This window comes from Streptomyces xanthophaeus (assembly GCF_030440515.1).
Taxonomy (GTDB): Bacteria; Actinomycetota; Actinomycetes; order Streptomycetales; family Streptomycetaceae; genus Streptomyces; species Streptomyces kutzneri.
Genome location: NZ_CP076543.1, coordinates 4,790,881 through 4,811,823, shown reverse-complemented (window position 1 = coordinate 4,811,823; position 20,943 = coordinate 4,790,881). Strand labels below are relative to the sequence as shown.

Genomic DNA, 20,943 nt, shown 5'->3' with positions numbered 1-20,943 from the left:
GGAGTGGTCTCCTACGTTCAGCGGCGCGCGTCTGTCTGAACGAAGAGCACACCGAGGAAATGACCCTGACTTTCACCCGTGAACCTGAAGCTCAGACTGCGGGCACCACCGGACAGGGCGGGACTCAGGTCGAACACGTCCGCGTCATATCCGAGATTATTCATATGTTCGGGCTGTCGCACGAACGACTGATCACCGAATTCCGTGATCGTGGAATTCATAACATCATTAAAAGGATTTTCTCCATCACTGAGGCTCACCCGGCGACCGCTGTCGGCCGTCACGGTGAGTGAATCCCCGAGGACACCCCGGTCCCCGTCGTACCCGACCATCCCGACCCGGCCCGCGGAGCCGGCCGGCGCGTCCAGGCCCTCGATCTCGACGGTTCCGTCACCGCCGCGGGCGGCGACCGACTCGAAGCCGTCCCACAGCGAGATCCGGCGCACCGGCTCCTGCGGGTGCTCGTAGGCGACGACCAGCGTCCAGCCGCCCCAGGCCCCCACGTCGGAGTGGCCCATCGCGATGTTGAGCTGGGCCACCGTCCACAGGCCGGCGCCGCCCTTGCGGACCAGCGGGGTCACGTCGGCGGAGGCCTGGTAGGCATCGCTGCCCGCGTCCGTGCGGTGGCCCACCACCGTGTCGGCGAGGACCTCCTTGTACGCGCCGCCGGGCTCGGCGACCAGCACCCTGCCGTTGTCCTCCGGCGGCTTCTGCTCGCCCACCCGAAGGTTCCCGCCCCAGTAGAGACGGGCGTACGAGACCTTCGCGCCCTGCGGGACCTTGAGCTCGGCCCGGGTGGAGTTGTAGGTGTCCGGGTCCTTGTCGACCTCGCTGTAGAACATCTCGAAGTCGCTGTTGACCCCGGCCGCGCCCTTCTTGACCTCGGCGCACGGCTCGGCCTGCGGGGACTGTTCCTTGCGGCAGCTGATGCCGGAGTTGGAGGCGCGCACCAGGCCGCCGTGCTGCACGGCCTGGTAACGCTGGGTGAAAGGGATCCGGGGCAGCTCCTTGGGAGCGGGGGCCGCGGCCCCCGCCGTCTGGGCGTTCACGGAAAGGGTGAGGCAGGACAGCAGACCGAGTGTGCCGAGGATTCTGCGGGAGGAACCCATGACCCTGTCTCCATTTTCGATCAAGGGGACAAAACAGGAGTGAACTTTGTCAGAAATCAGGCCGGAAATCACGCCGGACTCGCTCGTACGGCCTTTTGGGCGATAGCACGCACCCTCGCAACGGGCGGGTCGTTATGGGTTGCACCATTGTTCGAACCGAAAGGAAATACGGAGATGAAGAAGAGGCTGGTGCGCGGCGCCGCCATCGCCGTCGCGGGCGCCGCCGCGCTGCTGGGCGGCGCGGGCCTCGCCTCCGCGCACGGCGGGGACGGTGCGACGGCCCACGGCTTCACCGGCGGGTCCCCCGGCGTCCTGAGCGGCAACCTGCTCCAGGCGCCCCTCGACGTCCCGGTGAACGCCTGCGGCCTCACGGTGAACGTGATCGCCCTGCTGAACCCCTCGTTCGGCAACACCTGCGTCAGCGCCTGATCGTCAACCGTGCTGCCCGAAACGCCCGCATCCGGGTGAAGCCACGCAACCCGAACCGGGGCGGCGGCGTTGATCCGGGTGCTCCACTACCGGGCAATCCTGCAAAAAAGGGACGACAATGATCAAGAAGATGATGGCCTCGGCCGCGGTTGCCGCCTCGGTCGTGGGCATCGGTGCCGCCATGGCGCCCCAGGCGATGGCCATCGGGAACGACAACGGCGTCAACACCGTCCAGGGCAACGGCGCCGCGCAGATCTACGGCAACCAGGCCACCTACGGCAACATGAGCCCGCAGATGGCGCTCATCCAGGGCTCCTTCAACAAGCCCTGCATCGCCCTGCCCGCGAAGGCCAACGTGCAGTCCGTGCTGGCCCTCATCAACGTCGGCGTCCAGGACATCCCGGTCCTGTCCAGCCCGCAGAACCAGCAGTGCACCGAGAACTCCACCCAGGCCAAGGGCGACGAAGCCCTCTCGCACATCCTGGACAACATCCCGATCCTCTCCGGCAACGTCTCGAACGGCAGCTGACCGAGGCCCGCGCCAGCGAGGCCGTCGCACCCACCGGGTCGCGGCGGCCTCGCCGCATGTAGGGCCGGGACGCTCCCCGGCCCCGGAATTGTCGATACAAATCCGCCGGCACCGGGAATTCGGTCCGCACATCGGACCGGGCATCGGGGTGAATTACCGGCGGACCGCCGAAAAGGTGCGGTTTCTTTTTCCCGCACCGCTCGTTGTTATTTCTGCAGTGGACACGCCTCTGCGGGAAGGAAAGAAATCAAAATGACGTACAAGAAGGCAGTGGTGCTGGCCGCCGGCGCTCTCATGCTCGCCGGTGCCGCCTCCCCCGCCATGGCCGACGCGGCCGCCGACGGCAAGGCCGTGGGTTCCCCCGGCGTCCTGTCCGGCAACCTGCTCCAGGTGCCGGTGCACGTCCCGGTCAACGTCTGCGGCAACACCGTGAACATCATCGCGCTGCTGAACCCGGCGTTCGGCAACACCTGCGTCAACGCCTGACGAAGCGCTTGTGCCCGCAAGGGCAAGCCTCCTCGGGGTGGCCTCGGAGTGCACGGCGGTGCACTCCGAGGCCACCTCCGATTCCACACCGGCCGTGGCGCCGGTAGACAGGGAAGGACCCATGCGACAGGTACTGAGCCGACAGGTACTGGGCAAGGGGATGCTCACGGCGGCAGCCGCGTCGAGTCTGCTGTCGATCGCGACCGGCGCGGCCTACGCGCACCCCGGAGCGAGCGCCGAGGCCTCGCATTCGCCGGGCGTGCTGGCCGGCAACAGCGTCTCGGTACCGATCACCTTCGCACCGAACGTGTGCGGCAACAGCGTGGACGGAGGTGCGGCGCTCAACCCTGCGATGGGGAACACGTGCGTCACCGACACCGGCTCGCACACGGACGACGGCTACGACTACGGGCGCTACCTCAGCCCCGAGCACGCCGAGGCCTTCGAGCGCTACCTCGACGAGCGCGAGGGCCGGCACGCGGTGCCGGAGCAGCGCCACGGGTCGCCGCGCCACGCGGGCGGGTACGAGCAGCCCCACCAGGAGCAGGCCCGGCACGAGCAGCCCCGGCAGGACGGGCCCCGGCACGCGAAGCCGCGCCACGAGGAGCCGCGCCACGAGGGCGGCTACGGCGGCCCGGGTGAGCAGCAGGGCAAGGAGGAGTGCGACGACCACCCCGGGTCGACGCCGCCGCCCCCGCCGGCGCACCACGCTCCCCCCGCGCCCGAGCGGCCGCACCCCAAGCCGGAACCGGTGGAGGAGCACCCGGCCCCGCTGCCCACCCCGGAGCCGGTCCAGGAGGCGCCCGCGCCGATGCCGGAGGCTCCGCCGGTACCCCCCGCGCCGCAGCCTCCGGCCGAGGAGACACCGCACACGCTCCCCGCCCCGGAGCCCGTCCCGGCACCGGCCGAGGAGGCTCCGCACACGCTGCCGGCCCCCGCTCCGGGACCTGCTCCCGTGGTGGAGGAGGGGCCCGCCCCCGGGCCGCCGCACGGCAGCCTGCCCGTGGAGCACCCGGCGCCGGCTCCGGCTCCGGCGCCCGCGGCCGTACCGCCCGCGGACCAGCCGCCGGCCGCCCCCGGCGGTGACACCCCGGTCACCCTCCCCGCGGTGACGACACCGGCTCCGGCCCCCGCGCCCGTACAGCCGCCGGCTCCCGCTCCGGCTCCGGCGCACGTGACCGGACCCGTGCTGGCCGAGACCGGCGCGGGTCAGCCCGCGGCCGCGGCGGCCCTGGCCAGCGCCCTGATCCTGGGCGGCGCCATTCTGTACCGGAGGTCGCGCGTCTCCTGACGGGCAATACCGGTAATCGGAATAAATATCGGCCGGAGAATCCCCGTCGGATTCTCCGGCCGCTGTCATGCCCCCGTCCCTTAACCGCGTACGCGTTCGCGTTTCCGCAGCGACGGGGAATCGTTACCCAGGGCGAAAGCGGCGCGACGGTCGCCGCTGACGCCTCTGTCCACGAAAGAAGAGGATTTCGATAATGAAGCTCACGAAGGTCGCCGCTGTCGTCGTCGGCTCCGTCGCCGCCCTCGGCGCCTCCGCCACCGCCTTCGCCGCCGAGCCCGCGGCCGCGATGCCCCCCATGAGCCTGACCGGCGGGGTGACCGAGACGCTGAACGCCGTCGGGCCCGTCTCCGAGTCCCTTCCGCAGACCGTGGGCAACGGGCTGGCCGAGCAGGGCGACACCGTCAACAAGGTCGTGGGTACCGCGCAGAAGGTCAACAAGGTCCGCAACGACGTGCCCGGCACCGTGCTCGGCCTCGCGAACAACGCCACCCAGGCGTCCCCCATGCTCGGTGGCGTGAAGCTCAACGGCGGCCAGGGCTGAACCGTCCCTGACCCCCGCCGACACGACTGTGGGCGCCACCGGCAAGGCCGGGGCGCCCACAGTCGGTTGTTCGGCAGACGTCAGTGGTTGATGCAGACGTTGCCGAACGCGGGGTTCAGCAGGCCGACGATGTTCACGGTGTTGCCGCAGATGTTGATCGGGATGTGCACCGGCACCTGGGCCAGGTTGCCGGACAGCACGCCGGGGGAACCCACGGCCGCGCCCTCGGCCGACGAGTCGGCGGCGGCGGAGCCGGCGGCACCGGCCGCAGCGAGACCAGCGGTGGCCAGGACCAGGGCGGCCTTCTTGGCAGAGTTCATGGGAAGTGCACCTTCTGTTCGATGTTCTGCCCCGAACCGGGGCTCACAACGAGCGAAACGGTCCAGCTTCCCAGACGACACGGTCACGCGCACGATGAGACCTGTTCGGCTCAATTGTCGTAACCATCGGACGGGTTGACGGCCGGCACCGCCCCTACGGAAGAGCCGGCACCGCCGGGAGAGCGGGAACCGCCGGGGCCGCCGGGAGGGCCGGGAGAGCAGGGGCGGCCGGGAGAGCAGGGGCGGCCGGTACCGCGGGCAGGGCGTCCACCGGGGGAACCAGCCCGTCGATCGGCGGGAGCTCCACCGGCGGCAGCGCGGGGATGAGGCCGGACAGGTCGGGAAGCTCGGGGAGCTTGATCTCCGGCAGCTTCGGCAGCTCGATCGGCGGCAGCTTCACCCCGTCGGGCAGCAGACCTCCGACCGTCGCGAGAAGCCCCTCAAGGGTCTTGCTGAGGCTCGCCAGAAGGTCGTCGATGGGACCGGCGGCAGCCGCGCGCCGCTCGATCTTCTCGACCTGCTGCTTCACGGAGGCCACGCGTTCGGTGAGGGCCGCGGAGCCGTCACCCTCCGCGGCGCCCGCGGGGGCAGCCGCGCCGGACAGTATGACGACGGCGAGGGCCGCCGGGACGAGGAGGCGGGCGCGGGACGGCTTCGTGTGGCGCATGGATGTTCCTTCGCGGTGGGGACACGGAAGTGGACCCGAACGGTCCGCTTCCTCACCCACCGTGCGAACACCTCGCACGGAGCGCAACCGGAGCCCCTGCGGATGCTGGCTGCGTACGGGCTTCGCGCAGGCGTCCGGAGGCCACTCACCCGGGCCGGGGAAAACCTCGGCACGCGCAGGCCGTTTGAGTGAAGCACCGGAACCAACTCCCTGGTCGGGCAGTTGACCAGGACGCTCCATCAGCGGGCACTCGTGCGACAGAAGGAACAAGATGTTCAAGAAGTTCATGACCGCCGCCGCGGTCTCCGCCGTTGCGATCGGCGCGGGCGCTGCCGCCGCGGCCCCGGCCATGGCCATCGGCAACGACAACGGGGTCAACACCGTCAACGGCAACGGTGCCCAGCAGATCTACGGCAACCAGAAGACCCACGGCGACATGAGCCCGCAGCTCAGCCTGGTCCAGGGCACCCTCAACAAGCCCTGCATCGGCCTGCCGGCGAAGGTCAACGCCCAGTCGATCCTCGCCGCGCTCAACATCGGCGTCCAGGACATCAACGTCCTGTCCAACCCGCAGAACCAGCAGTGCACCGAGAACTCCACCCAGGCCAAGGGCGACGAGCCGCTCTCGCACATCCTGGACAACATCCCGGTCCTGTCGGGCAACCTCTCGAACGGCAGCTGATCTCCGGCTTCTCCGCCCTTCGGGTGATCGCGGGCCGCTGAGCCTGTGGAGTGAGGGACGAGGGCCCCGGCGGCGTCCAGCCGCCGGGGCCCTCTTCGCGTTCCGCCCCCGGCGGTCAGCCGGTCCAGAAGTCCCACCAGCGGGTGAGGACCAGCATGCCGATCACTCCGATGTGCAGGGCGGGCGGGGCCCAGCCGAATTCGGTGAAGAAGCCCCGCAGCGGGCGGGGGGCGGGCAGGACGCGCGTACGGACGTTGTGCGCGGTGACCGCCCAGAACATCAGCAGGGTCGCGACCCAGGCCAGACAGCACCACAGGCAGAGCGCGTTGATCTCGTAGAGCGACTGGACCATCAGCCAGCTGCAGAAGCCGACGCCGAAGAGCGTGCCGGCGTTCAGTCCGAGCCAGAACCAGCCGCGGTAGCGGGCGCCGGCCAGCAGGCCCACGCCGACGCAGACCACGACGGCGTACGAGACGAGCCCCAGCATCGGATTGGGGAACCCGAAGGCCGCCGCCTGCTCGCTCGCCATCACGCTGCCGCAGGAGACGACCGGGTTGAGGCTGCACGCGGGCTTGAAGTCCGGGTCCTCCAGCAGGAGGAACTTGTCGAGGGTGATCACCCACGAGGCCAGCAGCCCGGCCGCCCCGGTGACGGCCAGCAGCCAGGCCAACCCCCTCGGCGCGGCGTCGCGTTCGCCCTCGTGTCCACTGCGGGGCCGTACCTGCTGACGCGGGAGGCCCACTGTATTCGTTGCCATGTGGCCCATAGTCCCGCGCTTCCCCTCAGATCGGGCTCAACCATGCGCATCCGTACGCAAGTTGACCTGAAGGTGTGGCGGGAACCTCCGATGCTTCCCGGACGTTTTACCGAACCCCGGACGTGATGTCAGAACCAGGGGTTACGTTGAGCTTCCGCTAAGTGACAAGCTGCGACGGCCTGGAGACCCACCTTGAGCGATCCGTACGAGACAACCGAGGCGCACCTCGAACGACTCCTCGGCCGCGCCCTCAACTCCTTCGACCTGCCGGACAGGCTGGTCGAGCGCCTCGGCACGGCGCTCGCCCACAGCTCTTCGCTCTACACCACCCACCACAGCCCGGAGGCGGGCATCTGGCGGGAGACCCACCGGCACACCTATCTGCTGACCGACGGCGGTTCGGTCTCGCTGTGGGAGCTGGCCTACCGGCTGGAGGGCGACCGGTCCGTCCGGCACGAGGTCTTCGCGAGCAAGGCGGAGACCTGCCTGGCCGTCACCCGGCTGTTCGGCGAGGCACCCGCCGGGGCGTCCGCGGATCACGTGCTGATGCCGGGCGAGGACGAGCCGGAGGGCGGCGTGGCGCTGCTGAGCGCGCTGTACGCGGCCCCGGCCCCGGTGCGGCGGCACCGGGAGTACGCGGTGGAGGACTCCGCCGACCACGCCCGGCGGGTGTTGCGCCGCGCGGAGAACGCCGACCGGCCCGGCGAGCGGGTGGCGACGCTGCTGCGGTCGGCGTACGCGCACCAGATCACGCAGGCGTTCGGTGCGCGGCACTGCCTCTCGGACGGGCGGGGCGCGGGTTTCAGCCTGTACGAGCACGCCTTCGTCCTGCTGGACGGGAGCGAGGTCAGCCTGTGGGAGGTCGAGCACACGGCGACGCCCGACGGGCGGCACATGTGCGAGGTGTACGAGAGCGAGACGGCCGCGCGCGGAGCGATGGAACTGCGCGCCCGCGTACGGTGATCCGGCCCGATCGGCGGGACACCCCGCAGGACACCCCCTAAGGCATTCCGGGGTCGGCGAGCTGGAGGTCCAGGGGCGGGTCCTCGGTGATGCGGACCCGGTCGGGGCGCAGGTCCGCCGGGGTCGGCATGGCGCTGCCCGGCAGCTGGGCGGCGGCCGCGCCGTGGGCCAGTGCCGAAGCGAGGGCGCCCGGGCCGGTGCCGCCCGCGATCAGGAAACCGGCCAGCGAGGCGTCGTCCGCCCCTACGCTGCTGCGCACCGCCGGGACCGGGGCCGTGCCGTAGCAGGTGCCCTCCGCCGAGACCAGGAGCCGGCCGTCCCTGCCGAGGGAGGCCAGTACGGCCCCCGCGCCCCGCTCGCGGAGTTCCTCGGCGGCCTTGATCACGTCTCCCAGGGTGGGCAGCGGGCGTCCGACCGCGGCCGCCAGCGCGGACGCGTCGGACGTGATGAGCTCCGGGCGGGCCGCCGGTGCCTCAGGCAGTGCCGGGCCCGGGGCATCCAGGGCGACACGGGCGCCCGCCGCGTGCACCTGGGCGACCAGGTCGGCGTACCACCGGGGCCCGATGCCGCGCGGGAGGCTGCCGCAGCAGGCGACCCAGGCGGCTTCGGCGGCGGCGGAGCGGACGGTGTCCAGGAGGAGGGCGGATTCCTCCGGGGAGAGCGCCGGACCGGGCGAGTCGACCTTGGTGAGGGTGCCGTCCGGTTCGGTGAGCGCGATGTTCGAGCGGGTCCGACCGGCGATCGACACGGCCGTGACGTCCACGCCCTGCGCGCCGAGGAGTTCGGCGAGCAGGACGCCGGGAGCGCCGCCGAGCGGGAGGACCGCCGTCGTGCGGACACCCGCGGCGGCCACGGCGCGGGAGACGTTGACGCCCTTGCCCCCGGGGTCGACCCGTTCGCCGTCGGCGCGCAGCACCCGGCCGCGGACCAGCGGGGGGACCTCATAGGCCCGGTCGAGGGAGGGGTTGGGGGTGACGGTGAGGATCATGCGGGCACAACTTTACGTCCGTTTCATTCCTTTACGGGCGGATTTGCACCACTGTACGCAGGCCTGTGGAGGGAACCAAAAAAGAACGGACATGCCCGCCCGGAGGGGCGGACATGTCCGTGCGGTGGAGCCGCGGGCCCGGCTCAGCCGGCCGGGACCGTCTCCACGGTGCGGCCGGCGTGTTCGGCGGCACCCTCGCGCTCCTCCATCGGGAGCGCCCGGCGCGGCAGTACGAACATCACCGCGAAGATCACGACGAGTACGGCCACGACCCACCAGAGCGCGCCGCGGAAGGCCTCCACGTAGGGCGGGCCGAAGATCATGTCGTCCTCGATGAGGCCGAAGAAGACGACGGAGGTCAGGGCGAGGCCCAGCGCGTTGCCCATCTGGCCGGTGGTGTTGATCAGGCCCGAGGCGGATCCGGCGTGCTCGCGCGGGACCTCGGAGAGCACGGTGTCGTTCAGCGGGGCCACGATCAGGCCCATGCCGACGCCCATGACGATCAGCGGGGCGGCCATCTGCCAGGAGGCGATCTCCATTCCGTAGTGCTGCGACTCCCAGATGTAGAGGAGGAGACCGGTGGCCATGACCAGCGCGCCGGCCTGGAGCACCTTGCGGCCGAAGCGGGGGACGAGCTTCTCGACCGAGAGGCCGGCGGCGACCGAGACCGCGATGGAGAACGGGATGCCGGTGAGACCCGCGCGCAGCACGCTCCAGCCGAGGCCCATCTGCATGTACATCGTCCAGACCAGGAAGAAGATGCCGGTGGCGATGCCGAAGGTCAGCTGGACGGCGATACCGCCGGCGAAGCTCTTGACCTTGAAGAGGGAGAGCTCGACGAGCGGGGAGCCATCCTTCTTGATCTTGTACTTCTCGTACGCGATGAAGGCGGCGAAGACGAAGGGCGCCGCGCCCATGCAGACGAAGCCCCACAGCGGCCAGTCGTTCTCGTGGCCGTGGGTCAGCGGGAAGATCAGCAGGACCAGGGCGAGGGTGGCCAGGACCACGCCGACCAGGTCCAGGCGCAGCGCCTTGGGGGCCTTGGACTCGGCGATGAACTTGCGGCCCAGGATCACGCCCATGATGCCGACGGGCAGGTTGATCAGGAAGATCGGACGCCATCCGAGACCGAAGAGGTCCCACTCGATGAGCAGCGCGCCGAGCAGCGGACCCGAGACGGCGGCGAGGCCCACGATCGCGCCGAACATGCCGAAGACCTTGCCGCGCTCCTGCGGCGGGAAGGTGACGTGGATGATCGCCAGGACCTGCGGCACCATCAGGGCGGCCATACCGCCCTGCAGCAGGCGGGCCGCGACGAGCACGTCCGGGTTGGCGGCGATGCCGCAGAGCAGCGAGGCCGCGGTGAACCCGGCGATGCCGATGAGGAAGACGCGCTTGCGGCCGTAGATGTCACCGAGACGGCCGCCTGTGATCAGGCCTGCGGCGAAGGCGAGGGCATAGCCCGCGGTGATCCACTGGATCGCGCTGGTGGAGGCGCCGAAGTCCTCCCGCATGGTGCGGATGGCTATGTTGACGATCGTGACGTCGACCAGGTCCATGAAGGCCGCGGTCATCACGATGGCGAGCGCCAGCCAGCGGCGGCGGTCGGCGGGCGAGCTGGGTGCGTCGTGGGCTACGTCGTTCCGCTCTTCTTGTACGGGCCCGTTCTCTCTTTCGGGCGATGTCTTGGACGTCTCGGTGCTCATGAGGAGAAACTTAGACGGGGTCTAGGTCAGTTCGTGTCCTATTTCGCTGGCAGCCTTGATTCATGACCGACACACCCGCACGGCTGCTCTCCCTGCTGTCCCTCCTCCAGACCCCGCGGGAATGGCCCGGGAGCGAGCTGGCCCAGCGGCTGCGGGTGAGCCCGCGGACCATCCGGCGCGACATCGAGCGGCTGCGGGACCTCGGCTACCCGGTGGAGGCCACCCTGGGCGCCGACGGCGGATACCGGCTGGTGGCGGGGGCGGCGATGCCCCCGCTGCTCCTGGACGACGAGGAGGCCGTGGCGATCGCGGTGGGGCTGCGGGCCGGGGCCGGGCATGCGATCGAGGGGGTCGAGGAGGCCTCCGTACGGGCCCTGGCGAAGCTGGAGCAGGTCCTGCCCTCACGGCTGCGGCACCGGGTGAGCGCGCTCCAGTCGGCCACGATCGCGCTGTCCCGGGGGGACGGGGCGAGCGTGGACCCGCGGACGCTGACCACGATGGCGGCGGCGGTGGCGGGGCCGGAGCGGCTGCGGTTCGCGTACCGGGCGCGGACCGGGGCCGAGACGCGGCGGCTGGTGGAGCCGTACCGGCTGGTGAGCACCGGGAGCCGGTGGTACCTGGTCGCCTACGACCTGGAGCGGGAGGACTGGCGGACCTTCCGGGTGGACCGGGTGGAGGAGGCCTTCGCGACGGGAGCCAGGTTCGCGCGGCGGGACCTGCCGATGGAGGCGGAGGAGTTCGTCCGGCGGGGGCTGCGGGGCGGGGAGCAGCAGCCGTACCGGGTGGAGGTCGACTTCGCGGCCGGCCCGGCGGAGCTGCCGGCCTGGCTGCGGGCCGCGGCCCAGCCGGGTGACGGGACGGGGACCTCGGTGTGCTTCGAGAGCACGGACGCGCCGGAGTGGACGGTGGCGCGGCTCGCCCTGACGGGACTGCCGTTCACCGTGCGGGGGCCTGCGGCGCTTCGGGATGTGGCCGGTGCGCTGGCCGCGCGGCTGGCCGCGGCGGCGGGCGCACTGTAGCCCGGGGCTCCGCCCCGGGACCCCCGCTCCTCGAACGCCGGAGGGGCTGGGTCGGGGCAGGAGAGAGCCCCGGCGCCTGGGGGGGATAGGCACCGGGGCTCGTTCGGGGGGCTTCGCGGCGGGCCGCTCTAGGCCACGGCGTCGAAGCCGGTGTCGCGCGCCATCCGCTTCAGCTCCAGCAGGGCGTGCTTCTCGATCTGGCGGATCCGCTCACGGGTCAGGCCGTGCTGCTTGCCGACCTCCGTCAGGGTCCGCTCGCGGCCGTCGTCGATGCCGTACCGCATCTTGATGATCGACGCCGTGCGCTGGTCGAGCTTGCCCAGCAGGTCCTCCAGCTCCTCGCTGCGCAGAAGGGAGAGCACGGACTGCTCGGGCGAGATCGCCGAGGTGTCCTCCAGGAGGTCACCGAACTGGGTGTCGCCGTCGTCGTCGACACCCATGTTGAGGCTGACCGGGTCGCGCGCCCAGTCCAGTACGTCGCCCACGCGCTTCTCCGTCGAGTCCAGCTCGGCGGCGATCTCGGCGTGCTCCGGGTCGCGGCCGTTCTCGCGGTTGAATTCACGCTGGATGCGGCGGATCCTGCCGAGCTCCTCGACCAGGTGGACGGGGAGGCGGATGGTGCGGGACTGGTCCGCGATGGACCGGGTGATCGCCTGCCGGATCCACCACGTGGCGTACGTGGAGAACTTGAAGCCCTTGGCGTAGTCGAACTTCTCGACCGCGCGGACCAGGCCCGCGTTGCCCTCCTGGATCAGGTCGAGGAGGGGCAGACCGCTGCGCGGATAGCGCCGGGCCACGGCCACGACGAGGCGGAGGTTCGACCGGATGAAGACTTCCTTGGCCCGCTCTCCCTCGGCGGCCAGCGCCTCCAGCTCCTCGCGGGCCGGGGTGTCCCCGTCGCGTTCTATCGCGCCGTCGAGGATCTGCTGGGCGTAGACGCCCGCCTCGATGATCTGGGAGAGCTCCACTTCCTTGGCGGCGTCGAGCAGCGGGGTGCGCGCGATCTCGTCCAGGTACATGCCGACCAGGTCACGGTCTGCGATCTCCCCGCCCACAGCGCGAGCGCTGCTCGTGGACTGACGACGGGCGACGGCGCGGGTTGCCATGCGTGCTCCCTTGCGAAGTGTTCGGTCGCGGTGCGGCTGGTGGACGCGCCGGGACGGCTGCCAACCGGTCCGGTGCGTCACGGACACTCTCCCGAGTGCCCGCTTCCGAAGGAAACAACGACTGGAATCGGGACAGAATTCCCACGCCGCTCCCTGTTTTTCGAGATCTTGCAGTATCCTGCCCCGCCACCAGAGGGGGGGACGATGCCACAAGATCTCGAAGAGGTGCAGGTCAGGCCCGGAACGGAGGCCGATCTGGTGCCTCTCACGGACCTCTACAACCACTACGTCCGTGAGACCGCCGTCACATTCGACATGACCGTTTTCACTCCGGAACAGCGCCGCCCTTGGCTGCACTCCCACCCTGAAGACGGGCCGCACCGGCTTCTGGTTGCCTGGACTGGCGATCGAATGGCCGGATACGCCACGAGCAGCGCATTCCGCCCCAAACCGGCCTACGCCACATCTGTGGAGGTGAGCGTCTACCTCGCCCCGCACGCGGTCGGCCGGGGCGTCGGCACGCTCCTCTACGAGGCGCTCTTCGCGGCCCTGGCCGAGGAGCCCGTGCACCGCGCGTTCGCCGGGATCGCCCTGCCGAACGAGGCCTCGGTGCGTCTCCACGAGCGCTTCGGCTTCCGCCGCGTCGGAGAGTTCACGGAGGCGGGCTGGAAGTTCGGCCGGTACTGGGACGTCCGCTGGTACGAGAAACGCCTGGGCCACCACCCGTCCGGGTGACAACGGCGCATTGCGCGGGTCCTAGCCGAACTGGAGGGAGCGCTTCGAGAGGCCCATCCAGAAGCCGTCCACCGGGGTGCGGGCGGTGGTCAGGTCGGATTCGGCCGCGCCGAGGGTGACGAAGAGCGGGGCGAAGTGTTCCGTGCGGGGGTGGGCCAGGCGGCCCGCCGGGGACTTGTGCTCGAAGTCCAGCAGGGCGTCCACGTCGGACGCGGCCAGGGCCTCGCGGCCCCACGCGTCGAACTCCGCCGACCAGGCGGGGACTCCCGGGCCCGTATGGCGCAGCGCCGCCAGGTTGTGCGTGAAGAAGCCGCTGCCCACGATCAGCACGCCCTCGTCGCGCAGCGGGGCCAGCTTGCGGCCGATGTCCATCAGTCCGGCCGGGTCCAGCGTGGGCAGGGAGATCTGGAGGACCGGGATGTCGGCCTCCGGGTACATCTCCACCAGGGGGACGTACGCCCCGTGGTCCAGGCCGCGGTCGGGGATGTCCTGGACCGGGGTGCCGGGGGCACGCAGCAGCTTGCGGACCGAGGCGGCCAGCTCCGGGGCGCCGGGGGCGTCGTAGCGCACCTGGTAGTAGTGCTCCGGGAAGCCCCAGAAGTCGTACACGAGAGGGACGCGCTCGGTGGCTCCGAGGGCGAGCGGGGCCTCCTCCCAGTGGGCGGAGACCATCAGGATCGCCCGGGGGCGCGGCAGGGCGGCGGACCAGGCGGCCAGCTCGCCCGGCCAGAGGGGGTCGTCGGCCAGCGGGGGTGCGCCGTGGCTCAGGTACAGGGCCGGTATACGGGTCACGGGGGCGCTCCTCATTGGTTGAAACGCGTACGGAAACAGACTAACCCCGTCTCGTTCAAATTTGAACGAGACGGGGTCGTCAGTCATTCCGCAGAGCCCTCGGCACCGGTCAGTGGGCGAGCACCGGCACCTTGAGCTCGGCGTCGTCGCCGGAACCGGAGGCCACCGGGCCGCCGGCGCCCGGACGGCCGGTGTTGATCAGCGTCAACGCGATGACCGAGCTGGCGACCAGGATGCCGACCGCCCACCAGATGGCGGACGCGTAGCCCTCGACCATGGCCTGCGCCTGGATCAGCTGCCCGGCCGGACCGCCCGCGGCGCCCTCGGCCGCATGGTCGGCCAGGTAGGCGGTGGTCGCCGAGGCGGCGATGGTGTTCAGCAGCGCGGTGCCGATGGCGCCGCCGACCTGCTGCGAGGTGTTGACCATGGCGGAGGCGACACCGGCGTCGGCCGGGTCCACCCCGTGCGTGGCAAGGGACATCGCCGGCATGAACGCCGTACCCATGCCGAGGCCGAGCAGCACCTGCGCCGGAAGGATCAGCGCCGGGTACGAGGACCCGACCTCCAGCTGGGTCAGCAGCAGCATGCCGAGGCCGGCGACCAGGAAGCCGGGGCCCATCAGCAGGCGCGGCGGGACCCGGGTCATCAGACGGGCGCCGATCTGGGTGGAGCCCGTGATCATGCCCGCGATCATCGGCAGGAAGGCGAAGCCGGTCTTGACGGGCGAGAAGCCCTTCACGACCTGCAGGTAGTAGGTGAGGAAGAGGAACAGGCCGAACATCGAGATGACGGCGAGGCCGAGCGAGAGGTAGACACCGCCGCGGTTGCGCTCCAGCAGGACGCGCAGCGGCAGCAGCGGGGACTTCACCTTGGACTCGACGAGGACGAAGGCGGCCAGCAGCACCGCCGAGGCGACGAACATGGCGACCGTCAGGGTGTTCGACCAGCCGGCGGACTCGGCGCGGGTGAAGCCGTACACGAGGGCGACGAGACCGGTCGTGGACAGGACCACGCCCGGGATGTCGAGCGGCGCGCGGTTGCGGGAGCCGGCGGCCTCGCGGATGACCAGCCAGGCACCCACGGCCGCGACGATCGCGAAGGGGATGTTGACGAAGAAGGTCCAGCGCCAGTTGAGGTACTCGGTCAGGAAGCCGCCGAGGATCAGGCCGACGGCGCCGCCGCCGCCCGCGATGGCTCCGTAGATGCCGAAGGCCTTGGCGCGCTCCTTGGCGTCGGTGAACATGACGGCGAGCAGCGACAGGGCCGCGGGCGCGAGCAGCGCGCCGAAGGCACCCTGGAGGGCGCGGGCGCCGAGCATCATGGCCTCGCCGTTCGCGGCGCCGCCGAGCGCGGAGGCCAGGGCGAAGCCGATGAGGCCGACGACGAAGGCGTTCTTACGGCCCCACTTGTCGGCGATGCGGCCGCCGAAGAGGAGCAGTCCGCCGAAGGCCAGCGCGTACGCGGTGATGACCCACTGGCGGTTGCCGTCCGAGATGCCGAGGTCGGTCTGGGCGGAGGGGAGGGCGATGTTCACGATGGTCGCGTCGAGGACGACCATCAGCTGGGCCAGGGCTATGAAGACGAGTGCCTTCCAGCGACTGGGATCGGCAGCCGGCGCGAGGCTCGCGGCTGTTTTGGACATGGGGGTACCCACTTCACTGTGCGGAATGACTGAAAAAGGATGTTTCTCTAGCTTTGTGCGCGTCACATGGTGTTCTGCCGCAGGTCGTCCAAGGTCGTTGCCGAACCCGGGAGTTCGGAGCGGGCCGGGGCGCGCAGCCCGTCGAGGAAGAGCTGGAGATGGCGGTGGGCGAAGCGGTCGATGTCGAGGCACGCGGTGCCGGGGAGGGGGCGGCTGAGCTGGGACAGGGCGACCATCAGGTCGCCGACGCCGATGTCCGTGCGGACCAGTCCGGCGTCCTGGCCCGCGGTCAGCAGGGTGACGACGGCCTCCTCCAGCGCGGTGCGCGCCACCAGGAGTTCGGGGTGTTCGCCGTCGAAGCCGTCGCCGAGCATCGGGCACAGGGCGCCGATCCGCTCGTCGGCGGCGGCGTGCGTGAACCGGCACAGGGCGGCGAAGGCGTCGGGCTCCTCGGCGAGGGAGGCCTCGGCCGAGGCCGTCACCCGGCCCATCGTGAAGAGGACGACGTGGTGCACGAGGGTGGGACGGTCGGGGAAGTGCCGGTAGAGCGTGGCATTGCCGATGCCGGCCCGGCGGGCGACCTCGTCGAAGGGGGTCGCGGAGCCGGACTCGACGAAGGCCTCGCGGGCCGCCGTCAGGATCCGCTCGCGGTTGCGGACGGCGTCCGCGCGCGGACGCGGAACGCCGGTCGCGGACACCTGCGGCTGCACCTGCACCTGCGCCGGGTCCGGCTCCAGGGTGGGCCGGGCCGCCGGGGCGATGCTGGTGGAGCTCTTCATTCCGGGGCCTCCCTGGCGCGGATTCACGGACTCGCGGTGCGGACTGCGCGACCGTCCCGCCCAAACGGGGAGCCGCTCCCCGCTTAGCGGGACTCCCGTACAAACGGGGATCGGGTCCCCGGTTATTTCACTCCCCCGTGTGACCTGAGTCACCGGCGTGTCCACGTTCGGCCTCTCCCGACGCGCGGGCGCGCCGCGCCCGGCGGAGGGTGATCGAACAGAGCGCAGACCGGGCAGGGCCGGCTGCCGCGGACCCGAAGGCGATCTCCATGTCGCAGACCCGCCACCGGATACGCAGACCACGCCGCACCAGCGCGTACATCGGCCTGACCGCGCTGGCCCTCGGCGTCACGACGACGGCCAGCACGGGCATATCCAGCCGCGGCAACTCGGCGGCCGGAGCGGTGGCCACGACCGTCGAATCGGCTCTCGCGCCCTGCCGGATCGCGGGCACCATGGGTGTGCAGATGTCCGAGGGCATGCCGACCCCGTCCGGGTACTCACGCTCGACCGGCGAGATCCGGGCCCTGAACCTGATGATCGACTTCCCTGACGCCAAGGGCGAGGGCACGGCGGCGGACCGGATGGCGGAGTTCTTCCCCCAGACGGCCGAATGGTTCCGCACCAGTTCCTACGGCCGACTGGTCTACCGGGCCGAGGCCCCGATAAAGGACTGGCTGCGGATGCCGATGCCCTTCGCGGCCTACGGGATCGAGCGCGGGTCCGCGTACGAGCCGGGGTACCGGCAGCTCGTCGAGCACATAGCGAAGGCCGCCGACCCCGAGGTGGACTTCACCCGGTACGACCTGGTCAACATCCTGGTCACGCCGAACGCCGGGCCGTCCGCCCTGGACACCGTCCTGTCGGTGACCTTCTCGGGCAACGGCGAGGCTCCGGTCGCCGACGGGGTGCCGCTGGCCAACACGTCCTTCGTCTACAGCCGCCAGGACGACGGTTCCGGCACCTACCAGGAGACCGGCTACCGGGTGCTGCCGCACGAGAACGGGCACGTCTTCGGGCTGCCCGACCTCTACACCTCGGACGGCGGGAACACCGTCGGGCACTGGGACATCATGAGCGAGGACTGGGGTGCCAACAACGACCTGATGGGCTGGCACAAGTGGAAGCTGGGCTGGCTGGACAGTACGCAGATCAGCTGCGCGGCCAAATCGGGCACCAGCGACCACACCCTGTCCCCGCTGGGGATACGGGGCGGCACCAAGCTAGCCTTCGTCCCGTTGTCGGAGAGCGCCGGGTACGCGGTGGAGGTGCGCACCCGGGCCGGGAACGACGAGGCCGTCTGCAAACCCGGCGTCCTCATCTACAAGGTGGACTCCGACGTGGACACCGGGCACGGCCCGATCACCGTGTCGGACAGCGCGAGCACGAGCGGCGGCTGCACCCGGCGGCCCAATGTGCACGCGGAGCTCTCGGACGCGCCGTTCCGGCCGGGCGAGACCTTCACCGACGAGAAGGCGGGCATCAGCGTCTCCGTGGTGGGTGAACTGCGCAACGGCAGCTACCAGGTCCGCATCATCCGGCCGTGACGTCCCGCGGGCCGGGGAGGACCCCGGGCCGGAGTCACGCACCACGTGACTCCGGCCCTTCGGCGCGTCCGGTTCAGCCCTCCGTGAGCGCCCGGCGCAGGACGTCGACGACCGTGGGGCGGTGCTCGTCGGTCAGCAGGAAGAAGTGGTCGCCCTCGAACCGGAGCACCTCGCACGCTCCGGTCGTGTGGGCGGCCCAGCCGTCCAGCGGCTCGTGCGGGACCAGTGGGTCGGCCGTGCCGCCCAGCGCGTGCAGGGGCACGTCGAGCCGTACGTCCTCGAACCCCGCCGCGGCCTCCCGGCCGAGTTCGATGTCCGCCCGCAGTACGCGCGTCACGTGCGCCAGCATGTCCGGATCGTCCAGCACCCACTCCGGGGTGCCGCCGCCGTCCCGCAGCAGCCGGACGGCGTCCTCCTCGGTGCTGGTGGCGTGGGCCCGGCGCGGGGTCCGGCCGGGGGCCTGCCCGCTGACGACGGCCGCCCGGCAGTGCGGGCCGAGCAGCCGCGCGGCGCGGGTGGCCAGGAGCGCGCCGAGGCTGTGCCCGAAGACCACCGTGGGCAGCGGGTCACGGCCGAGCACCTCGTCGGAGACGGAGTCCAGGACCTGGTCGAGCCGGCAGCCGGGCGGCTCGCCGAACCGGCGCTCCCGTCCGGGCAGCGAGAGCCCGAGCACTTCCACGTGGTCGGGCAGCGGCTCGATCAAGGGGAACAGGGTGTTGGGTCCGGACCCGGAATGCGGGAACACCAGCAGCCGCGCCCGGGGCGCGGTCACCGCCTCCCGCAGCCGCAGCAGCGGCCACCACGGCACGCGCGGGGATGTCGTCGCGGCCGATCCGCCGGCGCCGGTCACGGGCAGTTGACGATCTGGCCGGCGTAGGACAGACCCCCGCCGAACGCGAAGAGCAGCACGGGCGATCCCTTCTCGATCTCACCCCGCTCGATGAGCTTGGACAGCGCCAGCGGGATGCTCGCGGCCGAGGTGTTGCCCGACTCGACGACGTCCTTGGCTATGACGGCGTTGACCGCGCCGATCTTGCGGGCCAGGGGCTCGATGATCCGCAGGTTGGCCTGGTGCAGGACGACCCCGCCCAGCTCCTCGGGCTTCACGCCGGCCCGCTCGCAGACCTGGAGGGCGACCTCCGGGAGCTTCGTGGTGGCCCAGCGGTACACCGACTGCCCTTCCTGGGCGAAGGTGTTGGACGGCGCCTCGATGCGTACGGCCCGGCCCATCTCGGGTACCGAACCCCACACGACCGGGCCGATCTCCGGCTTCTCGGAGGCGACGACGACGGCCGCGCCCGCACCGTCGCCGACGAGCACGCAGGTGGTGCGGTCGGTCCAGTCGACGAAGTCGGTGAGCTTCTCCACGCCTATGACCAGGGCCTTCGTGGCGGAACCCGTCCGTATGCTCTGGTCGGCCAGTGCCATGGCGTGCGGGAATCCGGAGCAGGCCGTGTTCACGTCGATGGCGGCGGGAGCCTGTGCCCCGACCGCGGCGGCCACCCGGGCCGCCATGTTGGGCGAGCGGTCGAGTGCCGTGCAGGTGGCCACGATGACGAAGTCGATGTCCGCACCGGTGAGTCCGGCGTTGGCCAGTGCGTGCTCGGCGGCCTTGGTGGCCATGTCCGAAACGGACTCGTCCTCGGCCGCCACCCGGCGCGTCCTGATCCCGACCCGGCTCTGGATCCACTCGTCGTCGGTGTCGACCATCTGCTCGAGATCAGCATTGGTCAAGACTTTCGGCGGCTGATAGTGCCCGAAGGAAAGGACACGCGACCCGACCATCAGTGTTTCTCCTCGCTCCGTGGACCCGGATGCGGATCCTGATTGACCGATGGTCAGACTATGCAGCGGCCCGGCCGGCCCGCCCCTGCGTACAAGCCGTTTTCCGCCGATGCCGCGCATGGTTCAAGCCGATTCCGGCCTTCTGTTTCCGCGGCGCATCCGCCGTGCATCCGCCGCGTATCGGTGAGCGCTCGGCCACCCATCGGATCGCGCACCCGGCTCCGACGGCGGCCGTCCCGCCCGATGTCTCCCGTATCGTTCCTTCCGGGTCGCCGGCGGCGTGTGGTGTCACGCCGCAGCGGCGCTTCGCCCGGCCCGTACGAACAGGAGTCCCGCCCGTGCCCTCACCCGCCCCGGCGCCGGAATCTCAGCCTCCGGTCCGCGTGCTGTTGGTCGAGGACGACGAGCTGATGCGCCGGTCCTTCACCGTCGCCCTCGAACGCTACGGCTACCGGGTCACGGCCGCGGCCGACGGACTGACCGGGCTGGAGTCCTTCCGCGACGACGACGGTTTCGACCTGCTGATCCTGGACGTGATGCTGCCGGGCCTCGACGGGATCGGGCTGTGCCGCCGGGTGCGCGAGACCAGCCTGGTGCCGGTGCTGATGATGTCCGCCCGCGGCGACGGCCTCGATGTCGTCGCCGGTCTGGAGGCCGGGGCCGACGACTACGTGGTCAAGCCCGTGGACACGTACGTCCTCGTGGCACGCATCCGCTCGCTGCTGCGGAGGGCGGCCTACGCACCCGCGCCGGGCGGCGAACCCGCCCCCGGCCGCGAGGACGGCGTACTGGCCTTCGGGGACCTGACCGTCGACACCGGCGGGATGGAGGTGTGCCTCTCCGGACGGCCCGTGGCGCTCACCCCCACCGAGCTGAAGCTGCTGCTGGAGTTCGCCGCCCACCCGGGCATCGTGCTGGAACGGCACACCCTGCTGCGCAACGTCTGGGAGTACGGCTGGGACGGCGACAGCCGCGTCGTGGACCTGGCCGTGCAGCGGCTGCGCAAGAAGCTGGGCCGGGAGCGGATCGAAACGGTCCGCGGCTTCGGCTACAAGCTCAGGCGCTGAGGC

Annotated in this window: 23 protein-coding genes; 11 read left to right on the top strand and 12 right to left on the bottom strand. The window is 71.0% G+C overall.

Annotation, left to right across the window (positions count from 1 at the left end):
* Window positions 1–17: 17 nt before the first annotated feature.
* Window positions 18–1,181, bottom strand: a complete 1,164-nt coding sequence (locus KO717_RS21395) for a DUF3344 domain-containing protein (RefSeq protein WP_301370328.1) — start codon at window positions 1,179–1,181, stop codon at window positions 18–20.
* A 102-nt stretch (window positions 1,182–1,283) separates the two neighbouring features.
* Here KO717_RS21395 and KO717_RS21390 point away from each other — a divergent pair, with 102 nt between their 5' ends.
* From KO717_RS21390 to KO717_RS21370, 5 genes are all read left to right on the top strand, one after another.
* Window positions 1,284–1,538 carry a chaplin gene (locus KO717_RS21390; protein ID WP_301370326.1) on the top strand — a complete coding sequence of 85 codons (255 nt, stop codon included), beginning with the start codon at window positions 1,284–1,286 and terminating at the stop codon, window positions 1,536–1,538.
* Between the two features lie 118 nt (window positions 1,539–1,656).
* Window positions 1,657–2,067 carry a rodlin gene (locus KO717_RS21385; protein ID WP_301370324.1) on the top strand — a complete coding sequence of 137 codons (411 nt, stop codon included), beginning with the start codon at window positions 1,657–1,659 and terminating at the stop codon, window positions 2,065–2,067.
* A 252-nt stretch (window positions 2,068–2,319) separates the two neighbouring features.
* The gene (locus KO717_RS21380) at window positions 2,320–2,553 is read left to right on the top strand and encodes a chaplin (protein ID WP_301370322.1); all 234 of its coding nucleotides are present in this window, start codon (window positions 2,320–2,322) and stop codon (window positions 2,551–2,553) included.
* 121 nt (window positions 2,554–2,674) lie between these two features.
* On the top strand, window positions 2,675–3,844 hold the full coding sequence (locus tag KO717_RS21375) for a chaplin (protein ID WP_301370320.1): 1,170 nt from the start codon (window positions 2,675–2,677) through the stop codon (window positions 3,842–3,844).
* 193 nt (window positions 3,845–4,037) lie between these two features.
* Window positions 4,038–4,385, top strand: coding sequence for a hypothetical protein (locus tag KO717_RS21370; protein ID WP_301370318.1), 348 nt, complete (start codon window positions 4,038–4,040; stop codon window positions 4,383–4,385).
* A gap of 80 nt (window positions 4,386–4,465) precedes the next feature.
* On the opposite strand, the gene KO717_RS21365 is transcribed toward KO717_RS21370, so the two are convergent.
* Together KO717_RS21365 and KO717_RS21360 are read right to left on the bottom strand one after the other, a co-directional pair.
* A complete protein-coding gene (locus KO717_RS21365) occupies window positions 4,466–4,705 on the bottom strand; it encodes a chaplin (protein WP_301370317.1) in 240 nt (79 codons plus the stop codon).
* Window positions 4,706–4,859: 154 nt separating this feature from the next.
* On the bottom strand, window positions 4,860–5,372 hold the full coding sequence (locus KO717_RS21360) for a hypothetical protein (RefSeq protein ID WP_301370316.1): 513 nt from the start codon (window positions 5,370–5,372) through the stop codon (window positions 4,860–4,862).
* A 271-nt stretch (window positions 5,373–5,643) separates the two neighbouring features.
* On the opposite strand from KO717_RS21360, the gene KO717_RS21355 reads away from it, so the two are divergent.
* Entirely contained in the window at window positions 5,644–6,054 is a 411-nt protein-coding gene (locus KO717_RS21355; protein WP_301370314.1) for a rodlin, read from the top strand.
* Window positions 6,055–6,169: 115 nt separating this feature from the next.
* On the opposite strand, the gene KO717_RS21350 is transcribed toward KO717_RS21355, so the two are convergent.
* Window positions 6,170–6,811, bottom strand: coding sequence for a vitamin K epoxide reductase family protein (locus KO717_RS21350; RefSeq protein ID WP_301370312.1), 642 nt, complete (start codon window positions 6,809–6,811; stop codon window positions 6,170–6,172).
* 192 nt (window positions 6,812–7,003) lie between these two features.
* On the opposite strand from KO717_RS21350, the gene KO717_RS21345 reads away from it, so the two are divergent.
* Window positions 7,004–7,774, top strand: coding sequence for a DUF6227 family protein (locus KO717_RS21345; protein WP_301370311.1), 771 nt, complete (start codon window positions 7,004–7,006; stop codon window positions 7,772–7,774).
* Between the two features lie 37 nt (window positions 7,775–7,811).
* On the opposite strand, the gene KO717_RS21340 is transcribed toward KO717_RS21345, so the two are convergent.
* The gene (locus KO717_RS21340; protein WP_301370309.1) at window positions 7,812–8,762 is read right to left on the bottom strand and encodes a 1-phosphofructokinase family hexose kinase; all 951 of its coding nucleotides are present in this window, start codon (window positions 8,760–8,762) and stop codon (window positions 7,812–7,814) included.
* A 143-nt stretch (window positions 8,763–8,905) separates the two neighbouring features.
* Complete coding sequence (locus KO717_RS21335) at window positions 8,906–10,468, bottom strand: MFS transporter (RefSeq protein WP_301370307.1); 1,563 nt, start codon at window positions 10,466–10,468, stop codon at window positions 8,906–8,908.
* A 62-nt stretch (window positions 10,469–10,530) separates the two neighbouring features.
* On the opposite strand from KO717_RS21335, the gene KO717_RS21330 reads away from it, so the two are divergent.
* On the top strand, window positions 10,531–11,487 hold the full coding sequence (locus KO717_RS21330) for a helix-turn-helix transcriptional regulator (protein WP_301370305.1): 957 nt from the start codon (window positions 10,531–10,533) through the stop codon (window positions 11,485–11,487).
* Window positions 11,488–11,615: 128 nt separating this feature from the next.
* On the opposite strand, the gene KO717_RS21325 is transcribed toward KO717_RS21330, so the two are convergent.
* The gene (locus tag KO717_RS21325) at window positions 11,616–12,593 is read right to left on the bottom strand and encodes a sigma-70 family RNA polymerase sigma factor (RefSeq protein WP_301370303.1); all 978 of its coding nucleotides are present in this window, start codon (window positions 12,591–12,593) and stop codon (window positions 11,616–11,618) included.
* Between the two features lie 204 nt (window positions 12,594–12,797).
* On the opposite strand from KO717_RS21325, the gene KO717_RS21320 reads away from it, so the two are divergent.
* Entirely contained in the window at window positions 12,798–13,328 is a 531-nt protein-coding gene (locus tag KO717_RS21320) for a GNAT family N-acetyltransferase (protein ID WP_301370301.1), read from the top strand.
* 21 nt (window positions 13,329–13,349) lie between these two features.
* On the opposite strand, the gene KO717_RS21315 is transcribed toward KO717_RS21320, so the two are convergent.
* From KO717_RS21315 to KO717_RS21305, 3 genes are all read right to left on the bottom strand, one after another.
* Window positions 13,350–14,135 (bottom strand): dioxygenase family protein, encoded by a 786-nt coding sequence (locus KO717_RS21315; protein ID WP_301370299.1) that lies wholly within the window; start codon window positions 14,133–14,135, stop codon window positions 13,350–13,352.
* Window positions 14,136–14,229: 94 nt separating this feature from the next.
* Entirely contained in the window at window positions 14,230–15,762 is a 1,533-nt protein-coding gene (locus KO717_RS21310) for an MFS transporter (RefSeq protein ID WP_301370297.1), read from the bottom strand.
* A gap of 62 nt (window positions 15,763–15,824) precedes the next feature.
* Window positions 15,825–16,541: a TetR/AcrR family transcriptional regulator gene (locus KO717_RS21305; RefSeq protein WP_301370296.1), complete on the bottom strand. Its 717-nt coding sequence runs from the start codon at window positions 16,539–16,541 to the stop codon at window positions 15,825–15,827.
* Window positions 16,542–16,810: 269 nt separating this feature from the next.
* On the opposite strand from KO717_RS21305, the gene KO717_RS21300 reads away from it, so the two are divergent.
* Entirely contained in the window at window positions 16,811–18,088 is a 1,278-nt protein-coding gene (locus KO717_RS21300) for a M6 family metalloprotease domain-containing protein (RefSeq protein ID WP_301370294.1), read from the top strand.
* Window positions 18,089–18,161: 73 nt separating this feature from the next.
* Here KO717_RS21300 and KO717_RS21295 read toward each other — a convergent pair whose 3' ends face one another.
* Window positions 18,162–18,938 (bottom strand): thioesterase II family protein, encoded by a 777-nt coding sequence (locus KO717_RS21295; protein WP_301370292.1) that lies wholly within the window; start codon window positions 18,936–18,938, stop codon window positions 18,162–18,164.
* Window positions 18,935–19,873, bottom strand: coding sequence for a beta-ketoacyl-ACP synthase III (locus tag KO717_RS21290; RefSeq protein ID WP_301370291.1), 939 nt, complete (start codon window positions 19,871–19,873; stop codon window positions 18,935–18,937). The genes KO717_RS21295 and KO717_RS21290 overlap by 4 nt, the downstream gene beginning before the upstream one ends.
* 383 nt (window positions 19,874–20,256) lie before the next feature.
* On the opposite strand from KO717_RS21290, the gene cseB reads away from it, so the two are divergent.
* Window positions 20,257–20,940 (top strand): two-component system response regulator CseB, encoded by a 684-nt coding sequence (gene cseB, locus KO717_RS21285; RefSeq protein ID WP_301370290.1) that lies wholly within the window; start codon window positions 20,257–20,259, stop codon window positions 20,938–20,940.
* Window positions 20,941–20,943: the final 3 nt, after the last annotated feature.

Excerpts from the sequence above, each read along its gene's own strand:
- KO717_RS21390 (WP_301370326.1), top strand. The coding sequence starts at position 1,284 with ATGAAGAAGAGGCTGGTGCGCGGCGCCGCCATCGCCGTCGCGGGCGCC.
- KO717_RS21385 (WP_301370324.1), top strand. The coding sequence starts at position 1,657 with ATGATCAAGAAGATGATGGCCTCGGCCGCGGTTGCCGCCTCGGTCGTG.
- KO717_RS21380 (WP_301370322.1), top strand. The coding sequence starts at position 2,320 with ATGACGTACAAGAAGGCAGTGGTGCTGGCCGCCGGCGCTCTCATGCTC.
- KO717_RS21375 (WP_301370320.1), top strand. The coding sequence starts at position 2,675 with ATGCGACAGGTACTGAGCCGACAGGTACTGGGCAAGGGGATGCTCACG.
- KO717_RS21370 (WP_301370318.1), top strand. The coding sequence starts at position 4,038 with ATGAAGCTCACGAAGGTCGCCGCTGTCGTCGTCGGCTCCGTCGCCGCC.
- KO717_RS21365 (WP_301370317.1), bottom strand. The coding sequence starts at position 4,705 with ATGAACTCTGCCAAGAAGGCCGCCCTGGTCCTGGCCACCGCTGGTCTC.
- KO717_RS21360 (WP_301370316.1), bottom strand. The coding sequence starts at position 5,372 with ATGCGCCACACGAAGCCGTCCCGCGCCCGCCTCCTCGTCCCGGCGGCC.
- KO717_RS21355 (WP_301370314.1), top strand. The coding sequence starts at position 5,644 with ATGTTCAAGAAGTTCATGACCGCCGCCGCGGTCTCCGCCGTTGCGATC.
- KO717_RS21350 (WP_301370312.1), bottom strand. The coding sequence starts at position 6,811 with ATGGCAACGAATACAGTGGGCCTCCCGCGTCAGCAGGTACGGCCCCGC.
- KO717_RS21340 (WP_301370309.1), bottom strand. The coding sequence starts at position 8,762 with ATGATCCTCACCGTCACCCCCAACCCCTCCCTCGACCGGGCCTATGAG.
- KO717_RS21335 (WP_301370307.1), bottom strand. The coding sequence starts at position 10,468 with ATGAGCACCGAGACGTCCAAGACATCGCCCGAAAGAGAGAACGGGCCC.
- KO717_RS21330 (WP_301370305.1), top strand. The coding sequence starts at position 10,531 with ATGACCGACACACCCGCACGGCTGCTCTCCCTGCTGTCCCTCCTCCAG.
- KO717_RS21325 (WP_301370303.1), bottom strand. The coding sequence starts at position 12,593 with ATGGCAACCCGCGCCGTCGCCCGTCGTCAGTCCACGAGCAGCGCTCGC.
- KO717_RS21320 (WP_301370301.1), top strand. The coding sequence starts at position 12,798 with ATGCCACAAGATCTCGAAGAGGTGCAGGTCAGGCCCGGAACGGAGGCC.
- KO717_RS21315 (WP_301370299.1), bottom strand. The coding sequence starts at position 14,135 with ATGAGGAGCGCCCCCGTGACCCGTATACCGGCCCTGTACCTGAGCCAC.
- KO717_RS21310 (WP_301370297.1), bottom strand. The coding sequence starts at position 15,762 with ATGTCCAAAACAGCCGCGAGCCTCGCGCCGGCTGCCGATCCCAGTCGC.
- KO717_RS21305 (WP_301370296.1), bottom strand. The coding sequence starts at position 16,541 with ATGAAGAGCTCCACCAGCATCGCCCCGGCGGCCCGGCCCACCCTGGAG.
- KO717_RS21300 (WP_301370294.1), top strand. The coding sequence starts at position 16,811 with ATGTCGCAGACCCGCCACCGGATACGCAGACCACGCCGCACCAGCGCG.
- KO717_RS21290 (WP_301370291.1), bottom strand. The coding sequence starts at position 19,873 with ATGGTCGGGTCGCGTGTCCTTTCCTTCGGGCACTATCAGCCGCCGAAA.